General features: G+C 36.0%; 16 protein-coding genes, 1 pseudogene and 1 riboswitch. Of the genes and pseudogenes, 15 read left to right on the top strand and 2 right to left on the bottom strand.

Features of this window, described 5'->3' with window-relative positions; all coding sequences use genetic code 11:
- Positions 1–305: 305 nt before the first annotated feature.
- Positions 306–813: pseudogene (locus tag JTI58_RS25290) on the top strand (transposase); the annotation flags it as partial.
- A 117-nt stretch (positions 814–930) separates the two neighbouring features.
- On the opposite strand, the gene JTI58_RS24580 reads toward JTI58_RS25290, so the two are convergent.
- Together JTI58_RS24580 and JTI58_RS24995 are read right to left on the bottom strand one after the other, a co-directional pair.
- Positions 931–1236, bottom strand: a complete 306-nt coding sequence (locus JTI58_RS24580; RefSeq protein WP_205444318.1) for a hypothetical protein — start codon at positions 1234–1236, stop codon at positions 931–933.
- Positions 1237–2063: 827 nt separating this feature from the next.
- Positions 2064–2489 (bottom strand): hypothetical protein, encoded by a 426-nt coding sequence (locus tag JTI58_RS24995; protein ID WP_243456255.1) that lies wholly within the window; start codon positions 2487–2489, stop codon positions 2064–2066.
- Between the two features lie 325 nt (positions 2490–2814).
- Between JTI58_RS24995 and JTI58_RS24570 the strand changes: the two genes are divergently transcribed.
- The 14 genes from JTI58_RS24570 to JTI58_RS24505 all read left to right on the top strand — a co-directional run bounded on the left by JTI58_RS24570 (position 2815) and on the right by JTI58_RS24505 (position 15291).
- Complete coding sequence (locus JTI58_RS24570; RefSeq protein WP_347709124.1) at positions 2815–3225, top strand: ATPase, T2SS/T4P/T4SS family; 411 nt, start codon at positions 2815–2817, stop codon at positions 3223–3225.
- Positions 3200–4273: a competence type IV pilus assembly protein ComGB gene (gene comGB / locus JTI58_RS24565; RefSeq protein ID WP_205444317.1), complete on the top strand. Its 1074-nt coding sequence runs from the start codon at positions 3200–3202 to the stop codon at positions 4271–4273. The genes JTI58_RS24570 and comGB overlap by 26 nt, the downstream gene beginning before the upstream one ends.
- 10 nt (positions 4274–4283) lie before the next feature.
- On the top strand, positions 4284–4622 hold the full coding sequence (gene comGC, locus JTI58_RS24560) for a competence type IV pilus major pilin ComGC (protein ID WP_205444316.1): 339 nt from the start codon (positions 4284–4286) through the stop codon (positions 4620–4622).
- Positions 4622–5059 carry a competence type IV pilus minor pilin ComGD gene (comGD, locus tag JTI58_RS24555; protein WP_205444315.1) on the top strand — a complete coding sequence of 146 codons (438 nt, stop codon included), beginning with the start codon at positions 4622–4624 and terminating at the stop codon, positions 5057–5059. The genes comGC and comGD overlap by 1 nt, the downstream gene beginning before the upstream one ends.
- On the top strand, positions 5052–5369 hold the full coding sequence (locus JTI58_RS24550; RefSeq protein ID WP_205444314.1) for a hypothetical protein: 318 nt from the start codon (positions 5052–5054) through the stop codon (positions 5367–5369). The genes comGD and JTI58_RS24550 overlap by 8 nt, the downstream gene beginning before the upstream one ends.
- Entirely contained in the window at positions 5362–5787 is a 426-nt protein-coding gene (comGF, locus tag JTI58_RS24545; RefSeq protein ID WP_205444313.1) for a competence type IV pilus minor pilin ComGF, read from the top strand. Before JTI58_RS24550 ends, comGF begins: the two co-directional genes overlap by 8 nt.
- Before the next feature lie 198 nt (positions 5788–5985).
- On the top strand, positions 5986–6501 hold the full coding sequence (locus JTI58_RS24540) for a shikimate kinase (protein ID WP_205444312.1): 516 nt from the start codon (positions 5986–5988) through the stop codon (positions 6499–6501).
- Between the two features lie 144 nt (positions 6502–6645).
- Positions 6646–6738, top strand: a riboswitch (glycine riboswitch).
- Between the two features lie 261 nt (positions 6739–6999).
- Positions 7000–8103, top strand: a complete 1104-nt coding sequence (gcvT, locus tag JTI58_RS24535) for a glycine cleavage system aminomethyltransferase GcvT (protein WP_205444310.1) — start codon at positions 7000–7002, stop codon at positions 8101–8103.
- 25 nt (positions 8104–8128) lie between these two features.
- Positions 8129–9475 carry an aminomethyl-transferring glycine dehydrogenase subunit GcvPA gene (gene gcvPA / locus JTI58_RS24530; RefSeq protein ID WP_205444309.1) on the top strand — a complete coding sequence of 449 codons (1347 nt, stop codon included), beginning with the start codon at positions 8129–8131 and terminating at the stop codon, positions 9473–9475.
- The gene (gcvPB, locus tag JTI58_RS24525) at positions 9468–10931 is read left to right on the top strand and encodes an aminomethyl-transferring glycine dehydrogenase subunit GcvPB (RefSeq protein ID WP_205444307.1); all 1464 of its coding nucleotides are present in this window, start codon (positions 9468–9470) and stop codon (positions 10929–10931) included. Before gcvPA ends, gcvPB begins: the two co-directional genes overlap by 8 nt.
- A gap of 244 nt (positions 10932–11175) precedes the next feature.
- On the top strand, positions 11176–12123 hold the full coding sequence (locus JTI58_RS24520; RefSeq protein WP_205444306.1) for an ADP-ribosylglycohydrolase family protein: 948 nt from the start codon (positions 11176–11178) through the stop codon (positions 12121–12123).
- A gap of 30 nt (positions 12124–12153) precedes the next feature.
- Positions 12154–12537 (top strand): SMI1/KNR4 family protein, encoded by a 384-nt coding sequence (locus tag JTI58_RS24515; RefSeq protein ID WP_205444304.1) that lies wholly within the window; start codon positions 12154–12156, stop codon positions 12535–12537.
- 268 nt (positions 12538–12805) lie between these two features.
- Positions 12806–12964 carry a competence pheromone ComX gene (gene comX / locus JTI58_RS24510; protein WP_205444302.1) on the top strand — a complete coding sequence of 53 codons (159 nt, stop codon included), beginning with the start codon at positions 12806–12808 and terminating at the stop codon, positions 12962–12964.
- Positions 12955–15291: a sensor histidine kinase gene (locus JTI58_RS24505; protein ID WP_393951545.1), complete on the top strand. Its 2337-nt coding sequence runs from the start codon at positions 12955–12957 to the stop codon at positions 15289–15291. Before comX ends, JTI58_RS24505 begins: the two co-directional genes overlap by 10 nt.
- The last annotated feature ends 14 nt before the right edge of the window (positions 15292–15305 follow it).

Genomic DNA, 15305 nt, shown 5'->3' with positions numbered 1-15305 from the left:
ATATATAATGTTCTGGTAAACCTGTGACTCTCAAGGACAGGGGGACGGTTTTTGTGTCCCATTCTAGAACTTCTTGAAATTGAAAAAGGCTTGTCGAAGAAAATAATCTTTGGCAGGCTTTTTTTATTACTCATCTATCACAGTTAAATTTTCATCCTCATCGCTTGGTCTAATTGGTTGACTTGCCCATCTTAAACCGATTTGAATTTCACAAAAAAAGTGTGAAAACAACGAAAAAAGACACCTCTTCTTTTGGTAAATTAATGGTGACTAAACCAATACCACAAATAAAAGTGTCTCTCTCTATGATAATGTATAAAGCATACTTTGCGCAATTACCAAAAGAAATAAAACAAGGATTTTCTGAATTAAATATTGGCTATCACCTGTGAAAAGCTCATATTAACAAGCTTTCTGGCTATCGCATCACCGTCTTTCAATTGATTTTTTACTCGTTTTCCAATATCCGAATTGGTTTCGTGCGTTTACGAGTAAGAAAGCCATTGATTTACCGTGTAAAGAAACGGTTTATCGGTTTTTAAAGATGCCTACGTATAACTGGCGTCCCTTTTTACTATTCCTTAGTAGCGAAATGGTGCGTCTAATCAAGCCGTTAACCGCTGAAAAACGTGTGACGGCGTTTATCATTGATGATTCCGTTTATTCGCGGAATCGCAGTAAAACTGTGGAACTGCTGGCGAAGGTGTTGACCATTCCTCACACCGTTATTTAAAGGGATTTCAATTACTAACGCTCGGCTGGACTGATAGCAGCACGTTTATTCCCGTTGATTTTGCGTTAATGATGGTTCCGAACTAGTTAATGGTAAACTCGTTGGCATACACTGGTAGAAAAGATGGCGAGGGTGATACATTTGGTTTGTTCAGACTTGCAACTGCTTTTCTGTGGTGCTGTATTGATACGCTCATCTTATTTCCTCTTCATATTGTGTCGTACTTCTCGAACTGTTTGGGTAACTCCGAACGGTAGCCATAAGGCAAATATTATTAGACCTGCAATCACTGCCAGCAATAGCATACCTCCGAATATAGCTATCCAGTTAGTAGGAGACTCACCTTCTAAGACCATATGACACATATCATAGCCATACTTGACAGAACCGTCAATTAATAAATTACATTTCTGAATATATAACCAACGCTTTATGAACATGAAGCCTGCTAGGATAATACCTAGCAAGACCACTATAATACCAATCAACTTTAAATTCTTCATTACGCTTCCTCCTATTTATTAAGATATTCCATCAAATCGAAGTTCTGAACATATGACTTGATGCATGCTTTAATAGCATCTTCGTTTGTTGAAAAATAAGCCTGCTAGATAACTTGCGAAGCGTATTTTCTAACGCTCCTTGGACAATGCCCCAAGAACTGTTGGTTGTCTCTAGCACATTTCTGCCAGAGCTAGAAAATCATTTGCGAACTTCATCCATTCGATGTGAGTGAACATCCAAAATCATCAATTTATTGAGTTCCATAAGATGCACCTCCTAAACAAAGTATATAATATAATTAAATTTGTTTTGTATTAGTCTCTAGTTTTGTATAACACTACTGATAAAAATGAATAAGATCCAGAAACATAAGATCAAATTTTCTATAATAGTTTTACTCTTCTTAGTTTTTTAATATTGTTGTATTCTTGGCTAACAGCAACTGTAATTAACATCGGGCGCCATTGTTGAAGAAGCGTTACTGTCCTTATTAAACTAACGGGTAGCATTACTTTAAAATTCAGTTTGCGAAATTAAAAAACAGAGTTTATTTCTACGTACTTAGTAGATAAAATCTATTTTTTGATGTCCCTCGAGATTTAATTTAGCAACAATCTTTAAGAAAACAGCCTTAATTATAAAACTCCATTTAATTAATTTTATATAAACCTAAATGAATAATTTTTGATTGAATATTAAATTTATTAACAAATTACTTTTACAACATCCACAAACCACAAAGGAGCATCAGGTGATACATATATAGATTCAATTAATTCCGCAAGGTCTACTTTGATGTTTTTCCCATATATCTTTGTTAAAATCTTTATTGTTGGAATAAAGTAATTCTAACATCATTTTCATGACTAAATGAAATTCTTTTAGTGAAAAAAGGTGAAAGAGTATTTCTATGAAAATTTCTTTCAGTTCTATAGTCAATATATTTTACCTTACCCATATAAATTTCTTCCTTACTTCTATTCAAACTACGCTTAAGTCTATCAAAAGTCGTTTGAATAGCTATACCCTCATTACTTTTTAAGTAAAGATCCCACATAGCTGCTGATTCAAAATCGTTTAAGTGCCAGCAATTAATAAATTTGGTTTTTCTCTCATGTTCTGAAAAATCATATGTTTGTTTCGTGAATTCTTCAGCTTTTCCCAAAAGTCTATTCTTCAATTCCCCTTCAAATTTAAATATTTGGTTATCTAATATGTATTCACCTAAAGGGTGCTTTACTTTAATATGCAAAAGACAAATCACCGACTTGATATTCAGCAATCGGGCGCAATTGTGGAACAACCTGAAAAATGATCAAACTTTTTTATAAAAATCTCATACTTATCTAAAGAGAGTAAATCCATTTTGATCAATCTTTTTTCAAAATGGAGTTTTTGATGTTGCTATTTAGATAAGGGTTAAGGAATATTTTTTAATCAATCTTTATTCCAAAGCTACATAAGTAATTATTTATGGGCGAAATAAAAAAAAATTAATGAAAATGGGCTAAATACATATATTTGTTTATTTCATTAGGATAAAAAATACGCTCATGAAAATTTTGTACCTATAAAAAATACTAAAAGCCATTTTACGCCATTCACCGGATGTCATCATGATTGGTGAAATTCGGGATAAAGAAACGGCAAATATTGCAATCCAAGCCTCTCTAACAGGGCATTTAGTTGTTTCGACTATTCATGCAAAAGACGCCATTAATTGTCTTTATCGTTTAATGGATTTAGGCGTGTCGATAGAGGAGCTTCGCCAAACGGTTATCGGTATTGTTGCGCAAATGCTTGTTCAGACTGCAGCTTTACATGGTGAACGTCGTGCAGTCTATGAAATTTTACATGATGATCATCTAACAAGAGCCATCACTGCCATCAAGGATAAGGGCAATTACAAACTTCCTTATGATTTAACATTAATGGGGCAAAAAGAATTAGTGGAGAGCCTTTATGCAGTTACAAACATACATCGATAAATTGCTTCTTTTTTACAATAGGGCTACGAAATGGCGGGTAAAGGAGCAAGCTCAGTTTTTCCATCGATTATGTGTGTTAATGCAGGAAGGATATTTATTTCCACAAGCTATTTCCATGCTTCTACCTCATCATATCGAGGCACATGAAGACATACAGCAGCAAATTGATGAAAGACTCAGACAAGGAGTAGGTGTTGCAGGGATACTTGAAATATTACAACTGGGGAAACATTATTTAATGGCGATTAAGGTGGCAGAAAATAATGGCCATATGATAGAGGCGTTTAAAGGTGTGGCGAAGCAGTTAACGGTAGGTGAAAAGACTAAGAAAAAGCTAATCAAGCTGCTGATCTATCCTGTCACACTGATTATCTTTTTACTATTGTTATTTTTTGTGTTTCGTACATTTTTTTTACCGAATATTGAAAGAATGGTCGTCAGTCGTACCTCTGAAGCAGAGGAGACAAGTATTGCATTGTCCAATATGTTATTACATGTTCCAGATATAGTCATCTCGACCATGTTCATAGTAATAGGCAGCTTATTCATTTTTCGATTCTATCTCAAACGACAAGCTGTTGCTCATCAACTAACAATTTTGTTAAAGATCCCCATTATGCAACGCTATTTTAGGCTAACATTGACAAGACAATTTGCTGCTTATTTGGGCAGTTTACTACAAAGTGGATTTTCATTACAAGCAAGCCTTCAACTATTAGAAGAACAACAACTCCAACCATATCTCCAAATTCTTTCACAGCGTATAAAAGAAAGAGTCATCTTTGGCGAATCACTGACACAGTCGGTAACGATGATGGCAGTTTTTCAAAAAGATTTTCCAATGTTCGTTGAGCATGGTGAACACAGCGGTTATTTAGGAAAAGAATTAGTATTGTATAGCGAATTATTAATGGAAAAGCAGGAACAGCTTTTGCAAAAAATATTAGCTTTTGTGCAGCCTAGTTTCTTTATCCTGATTGCTGTTTGTATAGTAGCAGCTTATATCAGTTTATTATTACCCATCTATCACATGATTGAATTAGTTTAGGAGGAAGATAATGAAACGTATTAACCAACAAGCTGGTTTCACTTTAATCGAGATGCTAATTGTCTTGTTAATTATATCTGTTCTAATTTTAATTACGATCCCAAATGTAACAAAGCATTTCGCCACAATAGATAAGAAAGGCTGTACGGCTTATATTTCCATGGTACAAGGTCAAGTAGAGGCTTATCGTGTAGATTATATGGCGTATCCTACCTTAGATGATTTAGTGGCAAAAGGCTATTTAAAAGAAAATGAAACAACATGCCCCAATAAAGAAGAAATAGTGATTACAAATGAGGGAGAGGTACGTCCAGCCAATGTCAACATAGAAACAGGTTCTGAGAGCTAATGAATAATGATAAAAATGGTGGTTTTACGATTCTTGAAATGCTGGTCGTCTTATTTCTTGTTATGAGTTTAACTGCGATTGTTGGCAAATTTTCATTCAAAATAGCAGAAGCCAAGGAATTAGAACGATTTTTCACGCAATTGCAACTCGATATTCAATATATTCAAACTTATAGTATGAGCCAACGGCAATATATAGCGCTGAAAATGGAAAGTTCAACGAATCGCTATATTATTCAAAAAGATTTTTATACTACTTTATATGAACGTTCTTATCCGAAAGGGATTGAATTTTTGCCCGCAGAGAGTTCGATTTACACACTAATCTATAACTACAGCGGCAATGTGATGACAGCTGGTACCATGGCATTTAAAACACCACAGGGCAAGAAAAAAGTAATCATAACATTAGGACGAGGGAGAGCTAGGATTGAATGAGTCAGGCTATTCTTTTGTAGAAACTATTTTAGGTGTGGGTATTTTGATGATACTTTGTACCTCGTTGATACCCATTTCCTATACGATGAAAACAAATCTTGCTAATAAAAAAATGGAGCTAATTGCAGCTGAAACAGCCTACGAAGGTTTAAAAAAGTACCAGGCTATTCAGCAAACAGAAGGCTCTCGAACCATTGAACAAGTTGCTTATCACTGGATAGTTGATGGACAACAAGTTTGTGTTCATTTTCAAAATTTACATGAGCCTCGTCAAAAATGTATCCAAGCGACAGGTGAAGTTCATGAATGAGAAGGGCTATACATTACTAGAAGCGATGTTTCAATTAGTCGTTTTTGTGCTTATTTCTCATCTCTTTGTCCTTATGATGCTGTGGTTTGCTGAAATGAGATCCACTATGCTAACCGATGAACAAACCAAGTGGGAACTATTTGTTTCTGATTTAAATCTCTCTCTAAAAGATATTTCCATATTTTCTGTTCGTGAGGATCAAAAAAGAATGACTTTCCAAACAGCCACTACACTCCATCATATTGATTGCTACTCGAATATTATTCGTGAGCAGGTAAACGGTGGACATGTTCCTATGTTAATAGGAATCAATAAATGTCATTTTAACTATTCCGAAAATATGCTGACGGTAGCTGTCGAAATGACTAGCGGTATTCAAAAGGAGCGAACCTTTTATGTGCCAATTATTGAAAAATGACAGAGGGGCTATTTTTTTGGTCGCAATTGCATTATTATTTTTTGTAACTACTTTTGTTCTTGCGTATTGTATGTCTTATGAAATGCAGTATCGAACATATGATGGGATAGAAAAATTGAATGTTCGAGCTACGATAAATTTATTGGGACAAATTTTGTCAGACAGTGTAGAATCGTAGTTATAAGAAGGTGATTCGAATTGCGAAAAATATATTTTGTTGGTTTTATGGGTAGTGGAAAAAGTGCGTTAGGAAGACGTTTAAGCTATTTATTGAAGATGCCATATTATGATATGGATCATGAGATTGTGCGACAGCAGGGGATGACAATTCCACAAATTTTTGAAAAATACGGCGAGGCCCATTTTCGAGAAATAGAAACAGAATTTTTGAAAAATTTTAGGGACGAGGCTTGTATTATTTCGACTGGTGGTGGCGTTGCCATGAATGCTGAAAATCGAAAAATTATGAGACGTAGTGGATTGGTGTTTTTTTTAGATGCGTCGTTTGAGGATATTTATAAACGAGTTCAGCATGATCCAAATAGACCCATTGTACAGAGCTCTACAAAAGAGGAGCTAGAAAGTCTGTATCACTACAGAAGGAAATTTTACCGTGATGCAGGTCATATTCAGGTACTGACAGAAGGTAGAACGATTCGTCAAATTCTAGAGTATTTAGTATTTCAAGTGAAAAGGTTAAAAAACGAACGATGAAAAGATTTTAATTCATTAATGTTCGTCTTTTATTATCTTTTAAAAAATGATTGCCTTTTCAATGCATTTAATGTTAGGATATAGACAAATAAGTAACTAAATGTTCATTGAATACTAAATAGTACCAAGATTTATCTTGGGCGGATGATTGTGCGGGGAGAGAGCGTGTAGACGCCACCGAAGGAGCAAGTAGCAATGGGCTATGAATCTCTCAGGTAAAAGGACTCGTACAAGACGCAACTCTGGAGAGAGCTGTAGTATAACAATAACAGCCACCAAAGGGGAAAGCCGACTGATTGGCAATAGTAAAGCTTGCGAGCCAGTCTGGTGTAACTTTCAGGTGCAAGGACAGAGAATCCCGAAAAGGGGTTCGTCTGTCTTTTTTTATGTCTATAGCGTGTTTTATGCGGTTGACTGCATGCATTGGCTGTAGGAATACAAAAAGCAGACGAACTACTACCAGTAAAAATGTAACTAACAATAAGGGGGCAAAAAAGAATGGCGAATGAATTAAAACGTACACCTCTATTTGAAGAATACGCGAAATATGGTGCAAAAACAGTTGACTTCGGTGGATGGGAATTACCTGTTCAATTCTCTTCTATTAAAGAAGAACACGATGCAGTTCGTAATCGTGCAGGCTTATTTGATGTATCACATATGGGAGAGATTTTAGTAACTGGTCCCGATGCATTAGGATTTTTACAAAATCTTTTATCAAATGATGTCTCAAAAATTGTTGACGGCCAAGCGCAGTACACAGCAATGTGCTATGAAGATGGTGGCGTTGTTGATGATTTATTAACATATAAATTAGCTGACAATCACTATTTACTATGTGTCAATGCTGCCAACATCGAAAAAGACTATGACTGGATGATGGAAAATCAACATCAATATGATGTGACGATTGATAACCAATCTGATGCCTATGCACAAATTGCTCTTCAAGGACCATTAGCAGAAGAAGTTCTTCAATCCCTTACTTCGACTGATGTAAGTGCCATTAAATTTTTCCGCTTCCAAGAGAATGTTGAGGTTGCAGGTCATAAAGTATTAGTTTCTCGTAGTGGCTACACAGGTGAAGATGGCTTTGAATTATATGGCGCTCCAGAAGATATTAAAGCGCTTTGGGGTAAAATTTTAGATGCTGGTCAAGAAAAAGGTGTAGTTCCAGCTGGACTAGGTTGTCGCGATACACTGCGTTTTGAAGCAGGGCTACCATTATATGGTCAAGAGCTATCAGCAACAATTTCTCCACTGGAGGCTGGTATTGGCTTTGCTGTGAAATTAAATAAAGAAGATTTTATTGGTCATGAAGCATTAGTAGCACAAAAAGAAAATGGACTACCACGCAAACTTGTAGGAATTGAAATGATCGATAAAGGCATCCCACGTCATGGCTACAAAGTGTTTAAAGATGGTCAAGAAATCGGTGAAGTGACAACGGGTACACAACTTCCTTCATCTAAACGTAACGTTGGTCACGTAATAATTGACAGTCAATTCACAACAATCGGAACTGAGCTAGAAATCGAAATTCGCGGTAAGCACTTGAAGGTAATAACAGTAGAAACACCGTTTTACAAGCGTTCAAAATAATAGTTGAAAAGAGGGACCTACATTTATGAAACATCGTTATTTACCTATGACGGAGCAAGATCAAAAAGAAATGTTAGACGTAATCGGTGTATCCTCAGTCGATGAATTATTCGAGGATATTCCTGAGAAAGTCCGTTTTAAAGGCCTTTATGATATTAAGGAAGCAAAATCAGAATCTGCTTTATTAAAAGAGTTAACGGCCCTTGCTGCAAAAAATAAGGACACAAATGCCAATGTATCATTTTTAGGCGCAGGCGTTTACAACCACTATAAACCAGTGATCGTAGACCATGTTATTTCTCGTTCAGAGTTTTATACAGCTTATACGCCATATCAACCAGAGATTTCACAAGGTGAGCTACAAGCGATCTTTGAATTCCAAACGATGATTGCTGAGCTAACAGGTATGGATCTTGCGAACTCTTCTATGTATGACGGTGGTACAGCATTAGCAGAGGCAGGTATGCTGGCAGCTGGTCATACGCGTCGTAAGAAAATTTTAGTGTCTGAAGCAGTGCACCCAGAATATCGCGATGTAGTTGCTACATATGCCTATGGTCAATCCATTGAGATCGTGACAATTCCACAAAAAGATGGCGTGACAGATGTGGAAGCATTAAAAGAGTTAATCGATGACAACACAGCAGCTGTTATTGCACAATATCCAAACTTCTTTGGTCAAGTGGAAGACATTCAAGTGATCGGGGATATTGCACATGCTGCAAAAAGCTTACTTGTTGTATCTTCTAATCCACTTGCATTAGGCATTTTAACGCCTCCTGGTAAGCTAGGTGCTGATATTTGTGTAGGTGATGCGCAAGTATTCGGTATCTCTGAAGCTTTCGGTGGCCCACACTGTGGTTTCTTTGCGGTGACAACGAAATTAATGCGTAAGGTGCCAGGACGTCTTGTTGGTGAAACAGTGGATGGTGAAGGCCGTCGTGGGTATGTATTAACACTACAAGCACGTGAACAACATATCCGTCGTGATAAAGCCACTTCAAATATTTGCTCGAACCAAGCCCTTCTTGCACTTGCAGCTTCTGTAGCGATGACTGCTCTAGGAAAACAAGGTATTCGTGAAATGGCTACTCAAAATATTGCAAAAACACGTTATGCAAAAAATGCTTTTGAAGCAGCAGGCTTTACAGTCGCATTCCAAGGCGCACACTTTAACGAAATCGTTGTGAAAACGAATAAATGTGTGAAGGAAATCAATAAAGGTTTAATCGAAAAAGGTATTATCGGTGGATATCCTTTAGGTCAAAATTATGACTCTCTTAAAAATCATGTGCTAATCGCAGTGACTGAATTACGCACAAAAGAAGAAATTGATGCACTTGTTGCAGAAATGGGGGCTCTTCATGCATAACGAAAATCAAACACTCATTTTTGAAATTTCAAAAGAAGGTCGCGTTGGCTATAATTTAGAAGCACTAGATGTACCTGAGGTAGACCTAGCAGATTTATTACCTGCAAACTTAGTACGTACAGAGGCAGCAGAACTACCTGAAGTGTCTGAGCTTGATATTATGCGTCATTATACAGCACTTTCTCGTAGAAACCATGGGGTAGACTCTGGCTTCTATCCGCTTGGCTCTTGTACGATGAAATATAATCCGAAAATTAACGAAGCAGTTGCACGTCTTTCAGGCTTTGCCAATGTTCACCCATTACAGGATGAATCAACAGCACAAGGGGCAATGGAGCTTCTTTATGACCTTCAAACTTCTTTAGTAGAAATTACAGGGATGGATGAAGTGACATTACAACCTGCTGCAGGTGCTCATGGTGAATGGACAGCGTTAATGATGATTCGTGCATTCCATGAAGCAAATGGCGAAGGTCACCGTAACAAAGTCATCGTTCCTGACTCGGCTCACGGTACAAACCCAGCATCAGCGACAGTAGCAGGCTTTGAAACAATTACTGTTAAATCGGATGAAAATGGCTTAGTTGATATCGAAGACCTTCGCAAAGTAGTAGGTGCTGATACAGCTGCGCTAATGCTAACTAACCCGAATACACTAGGCTTATTTGAAGAAAACATTATCGAAATGGCAGAGCTTATTCACTCTGTAGGCGGTAAAGTGTACTATGATGGTGCGAACCTCAATGCCGTTATGAGTAAAGCACGTCCTGGCGATATGGGCTTTGACTGTGTACATTTAAATCTGCACAAAACATTTACAGGTCCACATGGTGGCGGTGGTCCAGGTTCTGGTCCAGTAGGCGTAAAAGCAGATTTAATTCCATTCCTACCAAAACCAGTTCTAGTGAGAACAGAAGAAGGAACATACCACTTCGATTACGATCGTCCACAATCTATCGGGCGCGTAAAACCTTACTATGGTAACTTTGGTATCAATGTTCGTGCTTATACGTACATTCGTACAATGGGGCCGGATGGTTTAAAAGCTGTTACAGAATATGCTGTATTAAACGCAAACTACATGATGCGTCGCTTAGAGCCATTCTACGAACTGCCATATAACCGTCACTGTAAACACGAATTTGTCTTATCAGGTCGTCGTCAGAAGAAACTGGGCGTTCGTACATTAGATATCGCAAAACGTCTGTTAGACTTTGGCTATCATCCACCAACAACATACTTCCCATTAAATGTGGAAGAGGCATTAATGATCGAGCCAACAGAAACAGAATCAAAAGAAACATTAGATGCATTCTGTGATGTGATGATTCAAATTGCCAAAGAAGCAGAAGAAAATCCATCAATCGTTCAAGAAGCACCTCATACAACAGTCGTATCTCGTCTAGACGAAACACGCGCTGCTCGTACACCAGTGCTACGCTATCAAAAAGCATAATGAACAGCAGTAACCGTTCAATGAGTATGATTATACTTATTGAACGGTTTTTTTATGTGTTAGTGAAAGTAAATATGTTTTTGTAAGAAGATATTGAGGTATTACTATTGTAAGAACGTGGGTAAATTGAACGTATTTAATTTTATAGGATGGAAGGGTGAATTTACCAACTTAGTAAATTTCACACTTCCACTAACAGACTTCGTTGTATTATGTTTGACTTGGAAAGGAGAAGTGAGATCTTATGGTAGGTTCAAAGATGAGGGAGCGAGTATTTGCTACTTTATATGGTGGGATTGTCGGAGATCTAATGGGCGTACCTGTTGAATTTAAGAAAAGAGGAACTTTCCATGTGCAAGATGTAATAGGATACGGTACGTACAATCAACCACCTGGCACTTGGTCTGATGATACTTCTTTAACACTTTGCTTAGTCAAAAACATCATTGAAAAAGGCAATACAACTCATTTAATGGATAAGTTTGTACGATACATGGAAGAAGGCTATCTCACACCATTTGGAGAAATGTTTGATATCGGCATCACGACTGCTGAAGCCGTTTCAAACTATAAAAAAGGTGTTTTGCCTGAGCATTGTGGAAAAACGGGCGAGTTCGATAATGGCAATGGGACGCTTATGAGGATAGCACCTTTAGTATTTGTGGTAATGAATGAGTTTGATTTTAGTAAAAGAAAAGCATTGATTCAACAATATACAGAGATTACACATGCCCACCCACGTTCAATCGTGGGGTCTATTATTTATATTGAGCTATTATTAAGCTTATATCGAAATAATTCGCTAGAAGCTGCCTTAGTTGAAATATTTTCATTGCTTGAAAATCATTTGCAGGACGAACTGAAAGCAGAATTAAACACATACACAAGAATATTTCACGACAACTTTTTTAGTATTCCTGAAGATGACATTCACTCAAGTGGCTATATTGTCCATTCTCTAGAAGCTGCGATATGGTGTGTTGGTAATGCACGAACGTTTAACGAAGCGATTCTAAAAGCTGTTAATTTAGGAGAAGATACAGATACAATTGCCGCAATTACAGGTGCCATAGCGGGTATGAGTAGTTGGTTGAATGAGATTCCAGATGAATGGTTGAATCAAATTATTAAAAAACAGGAGATTGATGATTTAATCACGGCATTTTATGAATTTTGTACAGCACAGGTGTGAAAAAAATTTATTAGAAAGGACGGTGACGGAATGTTACCTATACATAATAGCTATACGGCATATCCTCCAGCAACAGATCACCAAATTTTACACATAGAAAATAGGTTGAATTGTCAACTTCCGAGTGCATATAGACATGTATTAAAGGAAAGTAACGGTTTATCGTTTACGAATGGCGTGTTCATTTATGGTACAGAGGACATTTTAGAAAGAAATGAGATTTGGGAAGTGGCGGAATATGCAAAAGGCTATATTGCCATTGGTGATGATAGTGGGGGAATGGTCTTTTTAATGGCGATAAAGGCAGAGAATTATCGTGTTTTTGCAGTAGATGGTGGTGATATGAATCGGCAACATGCTACATTGGTTACTTCTGATTTATGCAAGTGGCTACAAGAAGGGTGTCAGTATTAGCAAGAGAGACAAATGAAAAGCTTCTTCCTACTATAAGGAAGGAGCTTTTCATTTGTCTATTTTTGGAGAAAAACAATTGAAAATAAAGCAAAATTATTACGTATTCTATTATTTTTTGAATTTTTTAGAAAATTATGTTGAATTATTGGAGAGAGATAGTATAATGAAAATATAGTTACATATATGGTTAATAATTCCTTTATATAAGGATTTATTGGTATAAAATAGTGACTATAATCTTATAAAATGAAGAAATGAGGCGATTTTAATGATTAACATGATTCAATATTTAGAGCAAAATCCGACGCTGGTGACATTGTTAAAAGAAAAAAAAGCTTCTCTTATTGGTGTAACAGCATTAGAACAAAAGGCAATTTTGGATTCGTTTGATGAAGATGTATGTTTAGAAAATGGAATTTGGTATTGACATTAATTAAAGAGAAATGGTTTTGGCTTGCTGTAGGTATTTATTTAACTCTAGGCTTTTATGTCCTTTATGTTACCTACAGCACGCCTTTTGTAAGCATAAAAATACAGGAAGAAAATGGACAATGGATTATTAAAGAACCATATTATAAAGAATGGGCAACTGATCAAAAAATATCTGTTGGAGATATTGTTATTAATGTCGATGGAGTCAAAGTCGATGAAGTTTCAAATATTACATATGATTCCAAAATTCGAGCAGCAAATACATTAGAGATTTTAAAGCAAAATGGTGAAATTCTCTATGTTCAAATAAATCACTTAGATATTCCCCAACAATTTTATTATCTCTTTTTTTTTCCTGCATGTTTCTTTTTCCTTACGTTATTGATTACTTTTTATTTAAAAATAACCCAAAAAGGAACAACACTTTTAAATTTACTAATGTATTTTATGTTAGTTATTTCAATAGCTTATGTAAGTAGCGGTGCATCTGGACGACTAGATAATCTAAGTATGATTATTAATCGTGGGAGTATGTTACTTTGTTTAGTAATATTAATTCATTTTTTAAAAAAATATTTTTCTTTTTTAAATTTAAAATGGATTTTTATTAAAAATATTTCCATTCTTTACGTATTACCTTTAATAGCAATCTTTATAAGTATCATTAGCATAATTTTCCCGAAAATTAACCCATTATTTTCTACTGTTATATTATGGACATTTTTTATATTATTAATTTCCAATCTAAGTATTTTAATTGTAGGATACTATAGATATAAATCCTCTCAATTGAAACTATTGTTAATAAGTGTTATTACACCGTTTTTACCATTTCTCTTTTTATATGCAGTACCTGTAATTTTGTTTAATCAGTATGTAATTTCTGCAGATATATGTTCTTTATTTTTAATGCTTATCCCGTATAGCTTCATTTTCACACAACTAACTGAACGTATTTTCGATATGGAGTATTTCATTTCTCGATTACGTTATTATTTCAATTTCTCATTTGGCTTTACCATATGGCTGTTAATCGGTCTCTATTTATTTGCGGATCTATCCATTTCACGAATGACGGAGATTTTCTTTTTTGCCTTTCTATCGTTAATGGCGTTGTTTTACATAAAAGAGCGGATTGATTACCGTAAACGGAAAATTTTATTCTCTACAAAAGGGGACTACATTCACCGCTTGTATACGACCGTTGAGAGTATTGGTAGAGTGGTGAAGATTGAGGATTTATTGGAGAGGTTTGTGCAGGAGGTTGTGGTCCAGCTTGAGATGGAAAGTGTGTATGTGCTCACTTACGATTTTCAAACACATCAAGTTACCTTAACAAATAAATCCAAAGAATACACGCAGCATCAAATAGACGAGGTACTAGTTGAACGATTAGGCTTAGGGGATATTAAAAAAACAGATCATTTCTATATCGCCTTTATTCATCAAGATGTGAACTATAAACGAATCCTTGTTGTGGACCATAATAAAACGATTTATCTCAAGGATGAGGAATTACTATGGTTAGAATTATTGCTGCTCTATTTAAATAATTTTATTGAAAACACGAAAATGGTTGAGGAGCTTTTGAATCAGTTAAAGCATATGAAAGAGGCTGATAATCGACAGCTACCATGGCTCAATAAATTACTTTGGCTACGTTTCGAGGAGGAAAAATATCAGTTAGCACAGGAACTTCATGATACGATTTTACAAGAACAACTGCACATCGCAAGGGAAATGGATGTCCTCATGCATGCAAAAGAAAAAGAGGAGATCCCATCTAAACTTATAAAACTTCATGAACATATGATTATCTCACTGAATGATTTAAGAGGCTATTGTGAAAATTTAAAGCCACCTCTGCTAGATACATTAGGCTTAAATGCAGCCCTCGAAAAATTAATCCAAAAAATCCATAAACGTGCTAAATTTGTTTTGATTTATACGATTGACCGTCTCTATTTAGAGGATGAACGCTTAAATTTAATGATTTATCGCCTGTTCCAAGAATTATTAAATAATGCTTTAAAACATTCCTATGCTAATACAGTTGAAATACATTTACTAGGCACTGAAGAAGGCTTTCAAATTTTGTATAGCGATGATGGTGTAGGTTGTAATATAGATGATATTCTGCTTGCCGATTCCATGGGCATACAAGGTATGCAGGAGCGAGTTCAAGCTTTTAATGGGAAATTCGCCTTAGACAGCAAAGTAGGAGAAGGGATGACGATTCATATTCGAGTAAGTGAAACCCAACATACGAATCCCTATGCCTATAGGACCCTGACCCGACCAACTTATATGATACGAGGATAACCAGATGAAGCGGA

It is taken from the genome of Lysinibacillus fusiformis (assembly GCF_016925635.1).
Taxonomy (GTDB): domain Bacteria; phylum Bacillota; class Bacilli; order Bacillales_A; family Planococcaceae; genus Lysinibacillus; species Lysinibacillus fusiformis_F.
This window is presented reverse-complemented; position numbering and strand designations above follow the sequence as displayed.

Bases quoted from the DNA above. Each gene is read 5' to 3' on its own strand.
- JTI58_RS24580 (WP_205444318.1), bottom strand. From the start codon at position 1,236: ATGAAGAATTTAAAGTTGATTGGTATTATAGTGGTCTTGCTAGGTATT.
- comGB (WP_205444317.1), top strand. From the start codon at position 3,200: ATGCAGTTACAAACATACATCGATAAATTGCTTCTTTTTTACAATAGG.
- comGC (WP_205444316.1), top strand. From the start codon at position 4,284: ATGAAACGTATTAACCAACAAGCTGGTTTCACTTTAATCGAGATGCTA.
- comGD (WP_205444315.1), top strand. From the start codon at position 4,622: ATGAATAATGATAAAAATGGTGGTTTTACGATTCTTGAAATGCTGGTC.
- comGF (WP_205444313.1), top strand. From the start codon at position 5,362: ATGAATGAGAAGGGCTATACATTACTAGAAGCGATGTTTCAATTAGTC.
- gcvT (WP_205444310.1), top strand. From the start codon at position 7,000: ATGGCGAATGAATTAAAACGTACACCTCTATTTGAAGAATACGCGAAA.
- gcvPA (WP_205444309.1), top strand. From the start codon at position 8,129: ATGAAACATCGTTATTTACCTATGACGGAGCAAGATCAAAAAGAAATG.
- gcvPB (WP_205444307.1), top strand. From the start codon at position 9,468: ATGCATAACGAAAATCAAACACTCATTTTTGAAATTTCAAAAGAAGGT.
- JTI58_RS24520 (WP_205444306.1), top strand. From the start codon at position 11,176: ATGGTAGGTTCAAAGATGAGGGAGCGAGTATTTGCTACTTTATATGGT.
- JTI58_RS24515 (WP_205444304.1), top strand. From the start codon at position 12,154: ATGTTACCTATACATAATAGCTATACGGCATATCCTCCAGCAACAGAT.
- comX (WP_205444302.1), top strand. From the start codon at position 12,806: ATGATTAACATGATTCAATATTTAGAGCAAAATCCGACGCTGGTGACA.